At 52.0% G+C, this 19,715-nt stretch carries 9 protein-coding genes; 1 reads left to right on the top strand and 8 read right to left on the bottom strand.

The window, feature by feature from the left end:
• Nucleotides 1-92: 92 nt before the first annotated feature.
• The 3 genes from ABC336_RS23505 to ABC336_RS23495 form a co-directional block, all read right to left on the bottom strand.
• Nucleotides 93-1,904: a cache domain-containing sensor histidine kinase gene (locus ABC336_RS23505; RefSeq protein WP_413240963.1), complete on the bottom strand. Its 1,812-nt coding sequence runs from the start codon at nt 1,902-1,904 to the stop codon at nt 93-95.
• Nucleotides 1,901-3,526 (bottom strand): response regulator transcription factor, encoded by a 1,626-nt coding sequence (locus ABC336_RS23500; protein WP_413240962.1) that lies wholly within the window; start codon nt 3,524-3,526, stop codon nt 1,901-1,903. The genes ABC336_RS23505 and ABC336_RS23500 overlap by 4 nt, the downstream gene beginning before the upstream one ends.
• A gap of 227 nt (nt 3,527-3,753) precedes the next feature.
• Nucleotides 3,754-4,410 (bottom strand): HAD family hydrolase, encoded by a 657-nt coding sequence (locus tag ABC336_RS23495; protein WP_413240961.1) that lies wholly within the window; start codon nt 4,408-4,410, stop codon nt 3,754-3,756.
• Between the two features lie 68 nt (nt 4,411-4,478).
• Between ABC336_RS23495 and ABC336_RS23490 the strand changes: the two genes are divergently transcribed.
• Nucleotides 4,479-4,694 (top strand): hypothetical protein, encoded by a 216-nt coding sequence (locus ABC336_RS23490; protein ID WP_413240960.1) that lies wholly within the window; start codon nt 4,479-4,481, stop codon nt 4,692-4,694.
• 186 nt (nt 4,695-4,880) lie between these two features.
• Here ABC336_RS23490 and ABC336_RS23485 read toward each other — a convergent pair whose 3' ends face one another.
• The 5 genes from ABC336_RS23485 to ABC336_RS23465 form a co-directional block, all read right to left on the bottom strand.
• Nucleotides 4,881-5,321, bottom strand: coding sequence for a DUF6398 domain-containing protein (locus ABC336_RS23485; protein ID WP_413240959.1), 441 nt, complete (start codon nt 5,319-5,321; stop codon nt 4,881-4,883).
• Between the two features lie 209 nt (nt 5,322-5,530).
• On the bottom strand, nt 5,531-10,096 hold the full coding sequence (locus tag ABC336_RS23480) for an S-layer homology domain-containing protein (RefSeq protein WP_413240958.1): 4,566 nt from the start codon (nt 10,094-10,096) through the stop codon (nt 5,531-5,533).
• 3 nt (nt 10,097-10,099) lie between these two features.
• Complete coding sequence (locus ABC336_RS23475) at nt 10,100-11,623, bottom strand: PEP-utilizing enzyme (protein WP_413240957.1); 1,524 nt, start codon at nt 11,621-11,623, stop codon at nt 10,100-10,102.
• Between the two features lie 225 nt (nt 11,624-11,848).
• Nucleotides 11,849-12,400: a TetR/AcrR family transcriptional regulator gene (locus ABC336_RS23470; RefSeq protein ID WP_413240956.1), complete on the bottom strand. Its 552-nt coding sequence runs from the start codon at nt 12,398-12,400 to the stop codon at nt 11,849-11,851.
• Nucleotides 12,401-12,614: 214 nt separating this feature from the next.
• Nucleotides 12,615-19,607, bottom strand: a complete 6,993-nt coding sequence (locus ABC336_RS23465) for an S-layer homology domain-containing protein (RefSeq protein ID WP_413240955.1) — start codon at nt 19,605-19,607, stop codon at nt 12,615-12,617.
• Nucleotides 19,608-19,715: the final 108 nt, after the last annotated feature.

The following is a 19,715-nucleotide window of genomic DNA, read 5'->3' as shown; positions in this document are numbered from 1 at the left end:
TTGGACTAAGCTTGAACATTTCCCCGCAGCCTGCCCGCATCTCCGTTCTTCTGGTAATCAAAAAGACAGCGATCATGCGCCGTCTTGTCGTTTTATTCACTGTCATTATTTGGGGGAATCCGGACAAGCGCCAGCGTTCCTTCCGATTGCTGCACCAGCCGCACGCCATACTGGACGCCATAATTTAATTGAATCCGTTTGTTGATATTATACAAGCCTATACCACTTCCCGTTCCATTCAAAGTGGCGTGAGGCTCTCCCGCCTCCAGCCGACCATTGATCTCCTCCAGCTTGTGTGCATCGATCCCGACCCCCGAATCATAGACTGATATGATAAAATCCGAGTCTTTGTACGCCTGGATCTGGATGGTGATCTCTCGCCCATCCTCTTGCCTTCCGAACGTAATCGAGTTCTCGATCAAGGGCTGTAAGATAAATCTCGGGATCTTCTGGTTCAAATCACGTTCGTCTACGTCGATCTCGAAGATGACACTGTTGCTGAATCTCATATTAATGATTTTGATATAGTTCTCCAAATAATACAGCTCATCTCGCAAGGTACACATCGTGTCCTTGCTTGCGAATACAGGGCGCAATATATTGCCCAAAGCCACGATGCTGTTGACGATGTTGTCCGCCTTGATCGCAGAAGCCATCCAGCGCACCATATTCAGCGTGTTGTATAGAAAATGCGGGTTGATCTGATATTGCAGCGCCTCCATTTCCAGCTCGCGCCGCTTCTCCTGCATTTCATTGGTTTTGTGGATCAGGTCGACAATGCTGAGGGACATTTCGTTGAACCGGCGTATCACCATCCCGAACTCGTTGTTAGGCACTTTGGCGAAGGTGATGCCAAGCTCTCCCCGGCTCATATCCTTCATCTTGTGTGCGAGTACTTGAAGCGGACCTACCATCCGCTTCAACCAGAAATAGGAGATGACAAAAATGACAACCAGGCTTATCAAAAAAATAACCACAAGCAGAACTTGCATGGAAAAAATCTGACTGGAGAACTGGTCAAGCGGAATCTCCTTCACCATATACCAATCTGCCTGGTTCAAGCGATAATATACCACTTGAACGGAATCGTTACGGTCCCCGCCGTAGCTGCCATAATTCGTCGCGTCATCGATAAACGGGAAATAGTTGCTGCGGCTGCCGATATCCCCTTCCTTGCTGCTGGAGATGATGATCCCCTCTTCATCAACTATATACATCTTCCCTTCGGATGCGTCCAGGGATGCGGAATAGATCGACGATAAATACTTTTCATCGACATTCAAGATCAGGACGCCATTGGTGATTGGAGCATATAAGGGGCGGATCGCACGCGCCATGCTGACCGTAGTCCCATACTGGGGCTCGACCATGTAAGGGTTGTAATAAGCTTTTTCGATCCCCCCCTTTATGATTAACTCAGGGAAGTACTGACGGGCGTCACGAAAAATATCGGACGCTACAAAGCGATCCATCCATTCCTGATCCGGGTGCACGAGCGTGGTTTTATCCGTCCCGCCGATCGCCCCCTGTGTGTCGCCGATGATGTAGATAGAATCAATATAGTCATAGGTAGTGACATAGTCCTGGATCGTCGCATGCAGGTCGTTTTTAACCTCTCTCAATTCAATGTTGCCCATCTCGGGGGTGTAGTTCATAAATCGTTGTACACTGGGATCCAGCAAAAAAAACTTCGACAACGAATCCACATCGTCAATCAGACCGTCGATGTTATGATCCGATTGCTGAAATTGCTGAAGCAGCAAGGTCTCATTGTTCTCCTTGATAATGTTCAGCATAAAAGAATAGATCAGATAGGATGCCGCTGAGAGCACTAGCAGACTGATAATCATATAAAATAGGATCAACTGCGTGCTGAGCTTTTGATAACGTCCCCACAGCTTCATTGGGCGCCTCGCGGACCCGGGAGATATTGCCGGCGGAATTCATTGGGATTCATCCCTGTCATTTTCTTGAACACCTTGCTGAAATACGTGTACTCCGGCGAAAAGCCGACTTTGACCGCAATGTCATAGGATTTCAAGTTCGTGCGGATCAGCAGTTCCTTGGCCCGTTCAATGCGGTAGCAATTCAGATATTCGATAAAGGTGATTTGCAATTCTTTTTTGAATAAATTACTCAAATAGCCAAAGCTTAAGTTGACATGATCGGCCACCTGCTGAAGACTGATGTTCTGGTCATAGTTTTTCTTGATAAACGCAACCGCCTTGGAAATTTCTCCGCTCATCTGAAGATGAGAACGTGACTGCTCCACGATTTGTCCGATGTAATCGTGAATATGGTTGAGCATTTCCGGCAGAGTATCACATTGGTTCAGCTTGTCCGTCACATGAAACACCAGGACGTTTTCATTTTGCAGATTGTCGGAGAGATTGGAGCCGACCCATTGTATGAATTGATACAGCATGATTTTGATTGCATTTTTCTCGCCAGCGAGTTCGCTCGCCAACCTATCTAAATATTGATCCAACTCCGCATGCTTCATTGGGCTCAGCATGTTGCGCAGCGGTGCGTAGGAGCGGATCGTTTCGATCTGCATATGGATAGGCCCCAGATCCATGCTGTCTTCCGCTTTATGCTTTTGTCCCGGACCCGAGATGAATTTTCGATCCAGGGCATGCATGGACTCAAAATAAAGTTTGCGCAGCGATTTATAGCCGCTCTGGACACCGCTTATTCCAACTGACACCGAGCTGCCAAAATAGGTGTGAATGACATCCTTGATATGATTCAGGATGGTATGAATCTGCTCATGAATGCTTTGTTCCGAGATCTGGTCTTGAAAGCTGAAGAGGAGCAAATAATGCGTCTCATCCAAGTATATCGTCTCACCCTGCTTGTAAGAGTCCATAATCTCATGAAAAATATTCAATAAGGCCGCCTTGATCAGATGGCCGTTCTTATCCTTGAAGCGCTCTTTTAATAGATAATAGCTGTCCACCTCCACGGTGCACGCCATCATCCGGACTTGAGAAAGCCGAAGACCGCTATTGCTCGCAAACTGCTCGAACTCTTCGGCGGAATAGATCCCATAGAATAAAAAATCCTTGACGTACTTTTCCTTAATCAAGTCCAGATTGGACGTCGGGATCCGCTTCTTCTCCTGCGAGCCCTTCAGCGATTCCTGAGCTTCCAGCTCCGTTAACACCGCGCCCAGCACCGTTTCAATTTCATCCTCTGTCATCGTCAGTTTCAGGATATAGTTGGATACACCAAGGCCCATTGCCTTCCGGACAAGCTCGAACTCTTCCAGGCAGGAAAGCACCACGATGCGTGTCCCTTTGTTTTCTTTTCGCACAAGGGATATCAGCTCCATACCATCCATTTTGGGCATACGAATATCCGTAATGATCAGATCAGGATACCCTTCACTCTGACAATAATTCCATGCGGCTTGACCATCGGTCAGATCCGCCACAACCGTCATATTGAATTTGTCCCAGTCTACTGAGTTTTTCAGCCCAATTCGCACGAGCATTTCATCCTCGACAATAATAACCTTGTACATAGTACGCTCCCTCCCGGGCCTCTACTAGCTAAGCAATGCTCAACAAGATTGATACCGTTTACACTACTCGTGCCAGATCCGCCGGATTGTCAAATCCGATCGACTGTGTTTGTTAATCACATGTCAATGTCTGTTTATAACAAGATCTTATCGAAAATGCCAGCTGCTGTCCACGAGGAAATGAGGAAAGCACTGGTACGGAAGTGTCAGACGAGAGCGCTCCTCTACTACGCCAGAAAATCCGCAAGCTGGCCGATCTCCCGAATCTCCGCATATCGCTGCACCCCCATCGTCTCCATCCGCACGGTATCTCCGTTATACGAGACAAAACGGATGCCAGCCGCCGTCGACGCTGCACCATCGATCCAGGCATCGCCTACTGAGAGCCAGTGCTCGGCAGGAATGTGCTTGTAGGCAGCGAGAACGTGCAAGAAGGCATCCGGCGCAGGCTTCATCGACTTCACTTTGTCCCGTCCGATCACATCGTCAAAGTAATGACGCACCTTGTTCTCCTTGAGCGCCAGCTCCGCCGCCCCGCTCGAATTATTGGTCACCACGACCAGCGGCAGCCTCCCGTGCAGCTGCTCGAGCAGCTCGGGTACTCCCGGCTCCAGGTCCGCTTGATGCATGCCCGCTTTCTCGATCCGATCCGCAATCCCCCACATCTCCGCGATCATCGCCTCGGTCATCCGCGATGTACGAACTGCCTCAGCCATCAGAGTGGAAGTGGTGTGACTCTCCATATCCAGGTCTTCGTCCAGTATGCTTATCTTCCTCAGATAGGCATAGGTCTCCCGCTTCATCTGATCAAAGTCAATCCGCGAGCGCAGCAAGGTATTGTCCATATCAAAAATGAGGCCTCTTACATCCACATGAACCGTCATCGCATCCTCCCCCTTGGCCATCCACCGCAGCAAGTCTTTTATGTTATTGTACCGCAAGGATTCAGCTTTTGCCTTGCTTTAAATGGAGAGGAGCTACAAGCGACTCCAGCCCGCGGGTCACCGGGTATGAAATCACCGTAAACGGCGAAGAAGCCCGCATCGCTTACGCGATGCGGACGAGCATGCCTGCTTTTTATGAGACGATCGAAATCATCCGCTTCGGCACGGAAGACGGCCGAACGTCGTCATTGATTATCGGACCGAGGTTGAGAATCGGCCCATGAATTGAAACCGACAAAGACGCGGTACAAGATTCTGAAAATGTTTAGTGGATCAGATCGTACGATCCATTAGGCCCTGTCGGACTGTACGGAGGCGCAACCAACAACGCACGGACGCCAACGAACAAATCTGGCGTCAACAGCAACTTCGCGCCATACCCATCCAACTCATAAGCGCGCGCTAAATTATTACTTTTTATCATCCAGATAATCGGCAGGGACAATAAACCCATTGATGGATATCATCTTATTAAAGGGATTACTTTGCTCTGACACTGTTGTAGCAAACTCACCGCCAAAATATCCCAAGTTGAACATATCGCGTATCGTATTGGACTTTTGTGAGGTGGTGCTCTGAGCAGTACCGAAGTATTCGCATATCTCGTGAACGGATACGTAAGGCTCAAAGCTCTTGTCGAACAAAAAGTTAACCGTGCCAATCGCATGAATAATGCCTGCTGCCCAGATCTCAAGCTTCCCTCTCATAAATGGAACAGTCCGTTTACGCCCCAGCTTTTCCACCATCTTGATTGATAGTTGCTCATAATCATCATCTAAATATTGTTGACAAAATCCCTTTACTAATTGCAGCAACTGCTCTTTCTTTTCAAGCATTTTTGGATCTTTCATTTCATGCCTCCCTCCAGACGAATCATTATGCGGTTTGGATGAATAACCCCGTATTTTACATTATATCGTGTAGGGGCAATTTTCCAAGAAAACGGACAGAACAAAACAACTCTCCCGAGCCTCGCTGATCATCCTAACACGAAGATATGATCCGTCGCTCAACATTCGGCAACATTCATTAAACTCCTGTCGACATTTATCTCTTCATTTTACATACGGCCAAGCACCTTACTGACGACGACGGCCGCTTCTGCCCGCGTTAATTCCTGTTGCGGCCGGACACTTCCGTCCGGGTAGCCTGTCAGCACCCCTTCCACTTGCAAGGCGGCGATTGCTTCCACAGCCCAGGACGCAATCTTGTCCTGATCGGTAAATGTCACCGTATTACTTACCGATGGCAACCCCATCGTCCGCAATAAGATCAACGCCAATTGTTCTCTCGTGATTGGGTCGTTCACCCCAAAAGTGATCTCGTCGTATCCCGACACGATGCCTTGCATGGTGGCAGTGGCAATCGCCTCACGCGCCCAATGACCTTCACTATCGGCAAAAAACGTTTGTTCCGTGTTATTGGTTACGTCCTTGCCTTTCAAATTCAGGGCATGAACTGCCATCGCCACAAATTCCGCTCGAGTCATGGACTGATTCGGTTGGAAGGTACCGTCGGGATAACCTTGTATCGCATCCCGCCCCACCAAATCATAGATCGCTTCTTCCGCCCAGTGTCCGTCCAAATCGGAAAAGGTCATCTGTGGACTAGCTTCCGTCGGATCACGCGGTTCCAACAGGTCTTCTCGATCCGTTTCGTCTGTCGCTTCCACAGGATGGGCAATCGCAGCAAAGTTGGTAAAATGATCGATCTCTCCGCTGATCGTACCCTGCTCCACATCCAAGTCGATGTTGTCCAGCTCCACCCACTCGCTCGCTTCTTCATCCAGCCAATACAAGCTGATCGTCCAGGCTTCCATCACACGCTTCAGATCCTCGTCCAAAATTTCTAGATCCAACTTCAGTGTGAGGGTGATCGCTTCCTCAAATAATCCTTCCGTATCCTTGGTCAAGGTAACGATCTTGCTGACAAATCGCGCCTCATTCGTTAACGGCAACGTATCCGTTGCTGGCTTCCCCTCCCTAGTATCGATCCTTAAATGAAAGGAGCCTGGCCAAGCGCCCGCAGGAATCTCAATCAGGCCTCCGTCGAAGGAAATCGCGGCACCACCGTTGCCAACGAACCTGCTGTTCGCCGGCCACGAGACTCCCTCCCCTCCCGAAGCCCTGCTCGCTTCCCGGACAATATGAAGGGTGTAGTGTCTCTTAGCTCCGTTCAATGCTGTCACTTCCACGACCACCGTGTTGTCGCCGACGCGCAAAGGCAGACGCTCGCTCGATTGCCCGCTGACGACCTCTTGGTATTCACCGTCATCGAGCTGTACCTTTACGCTTGAGCCGTCTTCGGCTGTGACTGGCGTCAATGTGACTTCACTGATCTGGTTCGGAACATGTACGGTATATTCATAGATCTCTTCGTCAAATGCGGGACGAAGCTCACCGTCCGAAAGCGTCAAGTCACTTAAGTGCGCATCCGATGTATCCAATCGAAACTTGTTCGTCGTCGCCTGCGCTTCGTTGCCCGCTGCGTCTGCTGCTTGTATATGCAAATACCAAATCCCATCCGCATCCTTCTTCACGAGATGTTCGCCGTTGGCAAACGTTGCCCAACCTGTGTCATCAGCGGAAGGAGGTGACGAAGCTTGCGTCCAGGCATACCGCAAGCTGGCATCGTCCACGTCGCTGTTGGCATCGACTGGACCGTCGATGTCAGTTACGGTCACCGTCGTGTCTGCGAATGTGGACCAGGAATCATTACCGTTTGTCTCGAAATAAATCGACGGAGCGGTCCGGTCGATCCGAATCATCCGTTCCGCTTCCACTGTGGTACCCGTATCGTCCTGAGCGCTCACGGCGAGGAGATGGACACCTTCAGCGCTAAATTGAAGCGGAACAGTATATTCCTGCCAATCCTCATCATGATTCAAGGAATAAAACAACGTATTCACTGGCACGCCAGCATCATTGGCAGCATACACCGCTGCGGTCACACTTTTGTTGGTCCATGCGCCGGATCGATATGGACTGTCGTCCACATGGGTCAGCCTGATATCCACGATACTTGGCACGGGTAAGGCTGTTCTGGCCGTGACCTCAGCGGCTTCGCTTGTTCCGGATGCGTTCACTGCCACCAGGCTATAGTCATAGTCCGTCTCGGGATCAAGACCAGTATCGACATACGATGTTGATGTCCCCCGATATACTTCCTGATCATCACGGACTAATACATATTCAACGACATATTGCACGCTTTGCCAGCTTAGATGAATCGCCGTTTCCTCTGTATGGTCTACTGACATACTCGGTGTGCCTGGAACTGGAGGTTTAACCGTGATTTCAATTTGCACTGTACCAACTGCCCCGTATTCCGTTTCCACGCGTAAAGAAACCGTCAAAGTTTGTGGTGTCGATGTGTAGTCCGATAAATCCAATATCTCATTCGTACTTTTTTCTAGGCCGTCTACCAGCCATGTCACACTTTCTATATCGGCCGCATCATGACTGTATTCAGCTGACAAGTGCCCCGTTTCCTCAAAATCCAGCGATAATTCTAAGCCAACTGCTTCTTCTCCATACCATATGTTGACATGGGGTTCAGAGTCAAACGCAATGAATCGATAACACTTCATATTAGCGTGATCCGCTGTAGTGGATCCTTCCCAACCGTACAGGGTGAGCGAGGCGTTGTTATCGTTCAAGGATGCAGAAGCTATATTCACTTCATTGTTGTAGATCGTGATTGATTCTAGCATATTTCCCAAAAAAGCGGCGTTTCCAATCTCTGTCACACTCTCAGGGATCGTTACGGATTTCAGGAAATTGTCTGCAAACGCATAACCCCCAATATATTCAAGCGAATCAGGAAGGGTTAGCTTCTCAATGGAAAGATTTCTAAATGCAGCACTATCTATTGAACCATCCCTTATTCTTGTCACCGTCAACCCATTAATTTCACGGGGAATCACTAAAATATGCGGTACATGGCCACTGTCATTATTCCATCCATTGATCGTCGCAGTCCCATCTCCGTTGTCGGTATATTCAAAATCCGATGGGGGAAAAGTCGTAGTTGCCGTTACTGTGGATGCATCACTCGTGCCACTGGCATATACACTAACCAAGCTGTACTCATAGGCTGTATTGGGATCAAGACCAGTATCGACATACGATGTTGATGTCCCCCGGTATACTTCCTCATCATCACGGACCAATACATATTCATCCGCATGGTGCACGCTCTCCCAACTTAGATGAATCGCAGTTTCCTCCATGCTGTCTATCGATAGCATCGGACCCGGATAGGGGATATGGAGGATCAATTCATATTGGCCGACAAAGTCGGTTTTTCTCGTGAAGTTTTGGATCAGTACTTTGTTCTGCCCGGGCTGGACGGTTACTGCAACTCGGTCATCATCCAGCCTCGCCCCGTTATGATCGCCATGATCAGCATGCAGGAGCTGAATGACCGAATCCGCTTCAAAGGGGATGATGGACAACTCTACTTCATTCACATTTCGATCGAAAACGACATTGTACGATCGCTCGGCAGGCTCAAATGCAACATCCCACGATGCGGCGCTCTCCGAATTCACCTCAAGCCGGGTCAATCGGTTGGCATGGAAGTCTCCGATCAGACGAGGATACGCGTACATATCCGCTTCTTCGGTATGGAGCACAGCCCAGGCCTGCTCAAAATCCCAATCCGTAAAAGTCGATTTCTGCCGCATCTCCCCGTCAGTCTTTCCTTCCATATCTGGACCGCTGTAATTGCCTCCTATGCCTGCGTTATGTCCAGTTGACTCCGTATTCCAGTAGGAAGCATCAATAACAGCCCCAAGATTATTGGGAACTTCGCCAAACAAAGCACCTGTATAATAAGCAACTGGCGATACGTTACCGACAGCATATGCCGTTGACACGTTTCCACTTCTATGTTCACCAATCAGTCCACCAGCAAAGTGAAGACCTGATATATGGTTTGCGATGATATCTCCGGTTGCATAAGCATTAGAGACGCTCCCCGTGTTAAGGCCTACCAATCCGCCGATATAACTTCTACCTCTGACATCGACGCTCGAGTAGGACGACCTGATCTCTCCATCATTTTGACCTGCGATCCCGCCGCTATAGATACCGCCAATATAGCCGTCAGTGTTTCCAATGATCGAACCGGTCGTAGACACGTTTTCAATCTGGCCATAATTTCTTCCAACCAGACCGCCTATATAGCTAGGATTGCTATTAATCTGAATATGAATTTCAGTCACACCTACATTTCTGATCTCACCTTCGGACGTTGTTGCGCGAAACAGACCGATGTAAGGATGTCCATACCCGTCTATCGTCATATTCCGGATAACGTAGCCCTGGCCGTCAAATATGCCGGAAAAGCTTTCATCCCCGTCGCACAGCCCCTCACCGGCCCATTCATTGGTGCATTTACCGATTGGAATCCAATTGTCTGAGCCCAGGTCTATATCATTATCCAAACGATAGTTTCCCGACAAATCTTCCCGAATCGATTCGAGACCGTCCCGGTCAACTATCGATATCCAATCTTCCTGATCTGCCGCTAAGGAATAGCCTAAGGGTGAAAGAACTGGCGAAATCATAAGCAGGAAGAACAGCATATATGTAACCCATTTTTTCAGCTTGCTTTTACCCATCGTTTAATCTCCTCCAACCAAAATACGTTTTACAGTACCCCGCTCTCCGTCCACTTCGACCAACTGACCATCCTTTAGCGTCGTTATCGCATGATCTACCGCTACTACCGCCGGCAGCTGATATTCCCTCGCAATAATAGCGGCATGTGATAATATGCCGCCAAACTCCGTAACCAACGCTCCGATGCTGGGGAACAGGATCGACCATACCGGAGAAGCAATCGGGCAGACGAGTACATCCCCCCTCCGAATGCGATGAAATTCCGATTCATTCCGGACAATGCGGACCGTCCCCCGGTAAACTCCGCCGGAAGCCGCTAAACCTTGTAGTTGGTGTGCATCTTGCTCGCCGGATCGGCGCATGGGCGCGATCATCGCATGCTCCATCGTCCATTGCTGTGCGCGGATTTGAAAATACACTTCCTCGGGCAATCCGTCCGGCAGCGTGGATGGTGGCGAAGGCGAACCGTAATGGTCAGGACCCGGATGATCAAGCGCCTCTTTATGCTCTGTTTCCCGCTGCTGAACCAGATTGAATAGCGGCTCGCGGTGTTGCAAGCCTGCCCGAACCTCTTCCCATTCCAAATGAAATACAGCGGGGACGTCAGCCAGTTGATCCCGATTCACCATTCGGCGGCCCGCCTCCAGATATGCGTACCGCAGCAGGGCCAACGGAAGATCGCGATCGTAAAATCCGTGTTCTTCCCGCACCGGGTACGCATCCCTCGCCCGTACCAGCGTGCGGATGAATATATCGAGGGTTTGCCCTCGCAAACCGGCGCGCGCTTTTGCTTCTTGCTCCCGTCGCTTTTGCTCCAATTCACGCTCCTCGCGGTCGGGTTGATATCCGCCAAACAGCTGATCGCGCAGCAAGCCAAACAGCAACTCGGGCATTTCCGCAATCGTTGGGAAGGACAATTCACATCGCAGCGCTCTGCATCCGTATTCCTCCTGATACTTCTGGAACATCCGTGAGAACGTTTCATCCATGTCCAAAAGCTCGGAAAGGGAAGCACCTGCCTCAAGCGCCTTCATGAAGGTCGGGCGTGTTCGCGCATGGCGACCAAGCTCGGCGATTGCGATGGCCGGTTCACTGGACATAGCGGACAACCCTCCGAACAAGGACATAAGCTCTTGCTCTTCCCATCCCAGCGCATCACGGCACAAAAAAGCATGCTCGGCAAGCATAAGTTGGACGGCGTTATTGATCAACATGTGCTTTCGGAGACAGTCGTGCAAAAAAGTCTTTGTCTCTGCCAGATGTGCAACCAAATGAGCATCGTCCATCGATTTCAGTTCGACCGCGCCAAGTTCCCGGCCGCGCCGAATCATGTCCGCCTTCCATTCCAGACGCCATGTTTGCAGAATGATTCCTGCCTTATCCTCGCGAATCGCCAAGGCGCAATTTTCGACTCTCGGCCGGAATATCGAGTCCGGTGGCAACTGTCCTTCTCTTCCGCCTAGCGGGACCGCCCTCTGGTACATCCATCCGCCAATCTCGGTTTGATGAATCGTCTCGATCAGCAATGAAAACTCCTCGCACACCTGCCGGAATGCATCATTCACAGCGGGTACAAACGTTGAGCGGGTAGCTGCGGTCACCGGTTCGGGATAATGGATCGCTTCGCGTTCCCAGTATCCTTCCGGCAGGTCCATTGGCTCCTGTACGTCTGCGCCCGATAGCCGTACAATCGTTTCATGTTTCACAAGTTCGTCCGTTTGTTTTGGATAGGTCATATTCCTCTCCTTATTTCAGTTTCTTTCCAGCTCTGCCGCATGTAAGTAAGCGATTTGAGCCTTGATCCCTTCCGAGACAACCGTGACGATCTCAGCCAAGCTCAACCCATGCCGGCCTTCATATTCCAGCCATGTACGCATGCTGACCAACATGCGCATAACATGATAGGAGATTCTCCGTCTCTCCTCGGACACACGGGGAAACGCTTCATCGATCAAGCATCGGATCCACTCATCCCGGTTGCGACTTTGCTCCAGGACATCACGAATCTGCAAAGCTTCCAGGGCGGAAAACAGCGCGCGAATGTCGGCAAAGCGCCCGTCAAACATCGGAATCGCCTTCTCCACCCAAGAAGGCAGTTCTTCCAACTTCTTGACATACGGCGGCGGGTCCACCTTCAGATGAGAGACTTCGGAAGACCAGTCACGGAAGGAAATCAACAACTGCTCCCTTGAGGGATAGTATTTGTATACTGACGCGTAAGAGACGCCAGCCAGATCCGCAACTTTTTGAATGGTGAAATTATGAATTCGCCCATCCAAGATCAGTTCCTTGACCGCCATCATGATCGCTTCCGTTGTCATTCCCTGTTGTTGCTGACGGAGCTTGCTGGTGTAAGTTCGTTTGCCCTGTAATTTTTGTACCACCCGACTCACATCCAATTATTTAGATATAGAATATCTATATTTAATATATATTCCATTTTATTTTTATAGGATTGCTTCTGTCAATGATAAATAAGGGGAGGCTCATAAGAGCCTCCCTGGATAACGCGTTACACTAATGTCTCGTATCAGTTGAAGCCTCAAGCAGCTTCCAAATCATGCTCATCGATTGCGCTCTCGTCAGCGTCTGATCCGGCTGGTACGAGCCGTCCGGATGCCCGCTCAGGATACCCAGCTCCACGAGCCTTTGCACGGACTCCAACGCCCATGGCGCAATATCCGATTCATCCCTGAAGGCGCTCGCTGCCTTGGATCTGCTGTCATCAGCAGCACGATCAGGGGATGAAGCCTGCTGCAGGCTCCAGGCCCGGCTCACCATTACAGCAGCTTCCTCACGGGACACGGCGGCATCTGGTCTGAGTCTCCCGTCTGACCCCTGCAACAGACCGCTGGCCAGCCCCTTCGCGAGTATCTCGGCATACCAGCCCTCCTGCCGCACATCAGTGAATGCTTGCAGCCGCCGGCCATCAGCCGCGATCCCTGTACGTGAAGCCTGCTCCAATAAACGGATCAGGAGTGCCGTCAGCTCTGCACGGGTCAGGTGCCGCGCCGGCTCAAACCGGCGCTCGGCCACCCCTTCGACGAGATGACGTGCGGCCAGCTGATTGGCATAGCTGGACGCCCAGTGCCCTTGCAGATCGGCAAATTCCGGATCGTACGCCATCCACGCATACGTGCCTGGACCATTAATTGTGCCGCTGGGCGCATCGACGTCCCCGGGTTCATAATGCCAGCCTGTATGCCGCCAACCCGCCGGATGCTCCGCATCCTGCTTATACAAGCCAACCGCTTCTACATCCGCCCATGCACCGGACGTTCTCTGCCACGATACTTGGAAGGGGATGAAGGACGTGCCGCCTTCGGATAAGCTGGTGATCTCATACTGAACACCGGCATGGCGGTATCTGCTGTCATTAGGCCAGCCGTCCTCTCCAGCTATCCGTTCAACCTGCACGGTCCCTGCGGAGACAGCCTGAGCAGGCACGCGGATCGTCAGCTCGCCGTCGAACAGCGAGATCCGCTTGCCGGCTTCTTCATCTGCCCATACGATCGTCACTGCCCCCGGCTCACTGTCCGGTTTCTCTTCAGGCTCGGAAGGCTGCGCAGGAGGAGGGCTCCAGCCACCAGTTCCACCATTGCCGCCATTGCCTCCGTTTCCGCCATTTCCGCCATTGCCTCCGTTTCCGCCGTTCCCGTCATCTCCGCCTCCCGGCTCGTCAGCTGTACCCGAGTTCGCCGTCAGGATATAAGGACTGGACCGATAGCCTGCCGCAACGGAAGCTATGAGCTGGATGGTATAATCGGTGTCTTCATCCAGCCCCGTCAGGTTCATCTGCCGCACACCTGCTTCTACGGTAGCCGACCGCGGCTGACCGTCGCTATCGCCCTTCTGCCAGTAGACCGTAATCGCCTGCAATGCAGGGTGAGCCGGGTCCTGCCAGCCCAGCTCGATCGCATTCCCACGGCCTAGAGCTGTGACTTCCCGCACCTGCTCCGGGCTGGCAGCACTGCTGCTCGCTGTCAATGCGGACGGCTCTGCCTGCAGGGTCACGCCAGGTGACTTGTTGCCGGCCTGATCTACGGCTCGGATGCGAACCTCATAGGTCTGCGTGTGATCCCAGTCCGGGATGACCGCATATTCCGTACGCGGCTGGATGACGATCACCTGCGGCTGTGGTGTGCTCTGGGATGACCATTCCAGCTCAATGCTCGCCAGATCTTCATCAGCGGGATCGCTCCACTCTGCGTACAACAGCTGTTCGCCCGGAGCAAGCGATGCTGCTGCAACGTCCGAAGGCGCCGTGTCATCGGATACCAGCACCTGCACCTGGATCACGGCATCCTCCGCAAGCGGCAGTCCATTGTACCCCATCACCAGCCTCTTCACTTCAACCGTTACTGTGTCGCCCGCCTGCAGCGGCGAAGCTGGCGTAAAGACCACATGCTTAGCAACCGTACGGCCCTCATACAGCACTTCATCCGGGAAGCTGAGGCTGCCATCTACGCTATTGCCTGTCGAACCCGTTACCACAATCGTATTCGCATTCACCGATTCCGTCTCCACGTGCCGGCTAAAGGCGAGCTCAATGGACTGACCGTTGTTCTGCGATACAATCCGTCTCACCTCAGGCGCCTCGAGCGAGCGCAGCGGAATGTTGACATCGAAGTGCGGTGGCAGCACCTCGAGCTCTTCACTGAATGCCGACTCATAGCCTTCCATGTCGTATCTGACCTGCCACAGACCTTCAGGAACATCCCAGCCGTACCTGCCTTCCCAGTCTGTGATAAGCGGATTGAACTGACCGAACCACTCGGCGTCCCATTGCTCCCAGATCTGACGCTCTTCATCGTACTGGAACAAGGTAGCCGTCACACCTTCGAGACGTTGGTCCGGCGTCACTTCATAGACATAACCGCTCGGGTCATGAATATAGGTGGGCTTAGCCGTTTTCTGTCCGTCGTCAGGCTTGGGCTTTATCATTTCCCGAATATTCGGTCCGCCTTCCCCCGCGTGACAACGTTCAATCGAAACAGCAATGCTATTCATCTTTACATTCAAATTCTCATCCATCGCATAGCCATACAGCTGTGAGAATGTGAAGGCCAAGCCGGCTACAGCAACAGCTCCTGGGCCTGTTAACGTTGACGCGCCGGCAGCTGCCAAGCCGGCGAGCGCGAACCCGTATTTGCTTGCTTCCTGCAGCATCGCCTGATTCATGAGCGATTCCGTACGATCTTGAAGTGACCGCGCTGTCGACGCGTCACAGTATTGATGGGCATAGCCGATCAACTGATTCATCGTATTCAGCTGCCCCTCGAACCCGCCGCTCTGGGAATACATCAACCCCAGATCGAACATATTCAGCCCCAGGTCGAACTTGCTCATCGTATTGAGAGGAATCGAAGCGATCCGTACCGCCTGCCCCTTATCCTTGCTCATCATGCGCGCCAGTTGCTCTGCTTCCTCTGTGGGAATATAGGCAGTGATGCGTGCCTGAAGATTTATCGGCTTTTCCTTTGTCTCCCGCAGGAATTTTTGCATCACCCCCAGAGAGTTTCTGTAGCCGGCTGACGGAGCAGGGAAAACATCTGCGTTCTCGATCTCCACCCATTCTACCTTCATGTCATACATGGTCATGCCAAATCCATTGACATACTCTTTGCCGGTCGGATCAAAATCCACATCATATTCGACCGACAGCGTAGCATCGACGCGCGAGTTTTCATGCATATCAGGCAGCGGTATGCTCATCTCTGCTGTTGTAATATTCCCATCCGTCGTGACAAGAATATCCTCTTGTTCCGGTACCTCCGTATGCTTCAGCCACCAAGGCAGCTGGTTGCGCATCTCCTCCTCCGTCTCGGCCTTGCTGCCGAGATTACGCTCCGGCTGGGTGTCATAATGAACAATAATATCGCCCAGATCCTGAAGCTCATCCATGGATTTGAAATCATACCTGGCCCAGTAGATGCCTTCCTTATCCTTGATAGCGGGTATCTTGAGGTTGCCGTTTTGCAGGAAGACATTCGAGACCGCATCAGGATCATTGAACACAATCTGATGCTTCACCAGGCCGGTGTCCGTGGGGACAGCGAATTCACGGACTCCCCTGGACGTGTCGATCACATAGTTCAAGCCTCGCATATCGAATTTCACCTGAAGCGCCCGCGGGGCATTCGGCAACAGCGAGACCGTAGACTGGCTCAGCCATTCCTGATCCCATGCCTCCATCACCGCTCTCAACTGATAGTCGCTATTCCCTGCTCCGAGATTCGGCAGTTCAATCGGCAAGCTCCAGTTGCCAAGTGTATTGGCTTGCTGCTGGCCCAGCAGCGTGGACTCATGATAGATTCTTACCACAGTGCCAGGCACGCTCTTGCCGGTGGCCGTTATATTGCGAAATGCTGTAATGGTCGGCACATCCATGCTCAGATTGCTGACCCGCACCTCTCGATAACCTAGCGAAATGTTCCGCTCCTCCCCCGGCAGGCTCATCTCCGCGCTGAAGATCACTGGTCCCTCCTGATAATTATCCGGTACCCGCGTCTGAAAATGAACGGTAGCCATACCGTTAGGAACAAGGCTGCCCGTTGGTATCGTCATTACAGATGTCCCTTCATTCCAGGTCCATGCTGCCGGCGGCAGCACGCTTCCATTGAGAAGCACACTATACAAGGAAGGTGTCATCTGCTCCGGTAGACGAATGTGAAGCGAAGTGCCGTGCTGCATAACCCCTGTGCGATTGGTGTAGACCACCCTGCCCGAGGCAGAGGTGCGCGGCGAGACACTCTCCGGCTGTACAACGATGCTGCCCATCAACGGATCCGACCTTCCCATGGATGAATCCGCAATCAGCGATACATTCGTTATCTCGCCTTCCACGATTGCAAAGCTCTGCTCGAATACACGGTTCCGCAACCGGTTGCTGCCGATTCCTGTCTCATACAGGGTAATATGGTAGTCCCCCGATGAAGGGAAATAATTAAAGTATTCATTGCCATCGAAATACTCAATATTCATCATCCCATTATGACGAATATACCCGCGCCAGCTCGTATTCGCATCCATACCCATGATATCCAAATCGAGGTATCCGCCCGTATAAGGGAACGCAAGGGTAAGTGAGCCCGTTAACGTCTCATCCATAGTGAAAGACTCACAGATCGGATAAGCTGAGATCCCGCGATGCCCGAAGCTCCTTTCTGCACATAGCGAATAGCGGGTATTGACTTTGCCTGGGATGGTGACCGGCAGGCCTTCCGCAGAGATATAATCTTCCGGATTCAGATCGATCCGCTGGCCATTGCCTTGCAGATAGAGCTTCAGTGTGGAAGCGAGACGATTGACAAATTCATCCGACTGATCATCCGCATCAATGCGCACCTGGATGACTGCATTGCCCGCTCTCCTGAACAGCTCCAGATGATGCGTGGTTTCGCCTGCCGTGAGCGCGCTCCAGGTCGTTTTATACGTATCCATATCAGGATGCGAGGTCGTCACGATGGCAGGGAGTCCGGCATACAATTCGACATGGTAACGGCCGTCCTGATCTGTCAAGATCTGATGCGTGCTGATCCCTCCCGGTATACGCTGGTCTACCTGACTGATCGTCAGCGCAACTCCTGCTGCCGGCGAGCCGGCTTGATCCGTCACCTGACCGCTTACCTGAGATCGCGGACTGTAGGCCAGCGTAATCTGCTGCCTATTCTCTCCAGCGGAGAGCTCGAAGCTGGCAGGAGGCGAGAGCGGCATATAGCGGATATCAGTATTCGGAATCCGGATGACTGCCGTATCTCCCTCCGTCAGCCAATTCTCAAACCTGACGATGCCGGCAGCATCCGTCGCCAGCGAGGTCACATCTGTGTGATCAATCGACAGGTACACCCTGGTGCCTGCAACTGCTGCTCCGTCTTCATCCTGCACAGCAACCTCGAGCGTTGCCTTGCTCATCCCGCTAATGACAAGGGGGCCCACGGAATCGGAGCTGCGCACTTCGATCGCAGTCAGCTTGACGATCTCCCGCCGCAGTTCCGGCGAATAGACTACCATCTCGTAGTCATCCGACGGGATGAGCTGCTCGTAGGTCAGCAGCTGCGGGCTGTCGACCATGGCCAGTTGACTATAGCGCCCGGAGTCCCCCCGCAGCAAAACGTTCAGCTTCGGAATATCCCCTCCTTCCGGCTGAAGCTGCACCTGAATTCGGCCGCTGACCTTCATGTCTATAGACACCTGCTCCGGCTCGGATACCGTATCTCCAAAACGGGATATTGCATGAGCGGACACCACTTCGGCAATCTGCCGCGGGTCATCCATGACCCATGCTGCAGTGTAATACCCCGACCGCTCCGCATCCTCCGTCATATGAATAACCTGCTCGATCTGCTCCGGTGCCTCCAGCAGCTCGCCCAGTTCGTCCTTCCACACGTGATAGACAAGGGTGAGCTCCGCCTCCGAAGCTGCCATGCTCTCATATTCGAACGTCATGGTGCCGCCCCATTGCAGCGCCTGACTGCGGTCTCCGACCACTGGTGCGGACCAGCCCAGCTTATAATTCCCCACTGTGCTCTGTTCGATGGTAAGCGGCGGACTTAGCTCACCTGACCTGTCAACCGCGATGACTTCAACCGTATAGCGATTGCCCAGCAGCAGACCGCTTAGCAGACAGCTCCGCTCGTAGGCTGCCGCCTCGATGACCTGCTGCCCATTCAACACGATGCGATAGCCGACGATGCCATCCATCGCCTCTGGCCAGTGAACGGAGAAGCTGCTGTCCGTCACATCCTGAATGGACAATGACGCATCCTGTGGCCAGTACGGGGGGAGACCGTCATCTGACAGATGGATCGCGCCAAACGCCTCTCCCACGAGCGGGGTAATGTTGGGTGGAATAAGATTCTGAGCCATGATCCTCACGGTATAGGATTTGCCATCCTCGAGTACCGGAGTCGTCACTTCATTGACGGAGAGATCAATCCTGTCACTTGACCACACATAGTTTCCTTCCCCATATAAAACGACAACATAATGTTTCACAAACTGAGAATGATATCCGTTCCAATTCAAGCGAACCCGGTTATCCGCGAGCCTCTCCTGTTGGAGGTTCACTGAAAACTGCCAGATGCCGTTCGGCGACAGCTCCGCAAGCAGTAAATCTGTTGAGAGCTCTCCTAATGATTCCCCGGATGGCGAGGCTTTCACTTGAATGCGCACCCGGTATTGCTGCTCCGCATCAAGACCTGACAAGGGCCAATACAGTGATTCCGTCCATCCGCTGGCTACTGCTGACTCCTCGTCATTTTCGGAGAGCTTATACAAAGTTATGTAATACTGCGGCGCTGTAACATGGAATGCCGACGTCCAGTATACAATGGCTTCCCCCTGAATCGTCGGATAGAATTGAATGTCCCCCTCCCACAGCTCCTCGGCTGATGCCTTGGACGATTGAAACGGATCGCTTACGCTTCCTTCCCCGGGTACGATCAGACCGACCACCATCGCAACTACAAGCATAAGCGCCGTATATCTTCTTCGGACTCTCTGCTGCACTATTGCCCCACCTTCCATATAAAAAAATACACCCGCAGACCATGCAGGTGTATCGAATATAGCATCAGACCCCGGTTAATTATATAATCATTTCAAATGATTATCGCG

The sequence above is a fragment of the Paenibacillus jepli genome, from assembly GCF_047238105.1.
Taxonomy (GTDB): Bacteria; Bacillota; Bacilli; order Paenibacillales; family Paenibacillaceae; genus Paenibacillus_D.
This window is presented reverse-complemented; position numbering and strand designations above follow the sequence as displayed.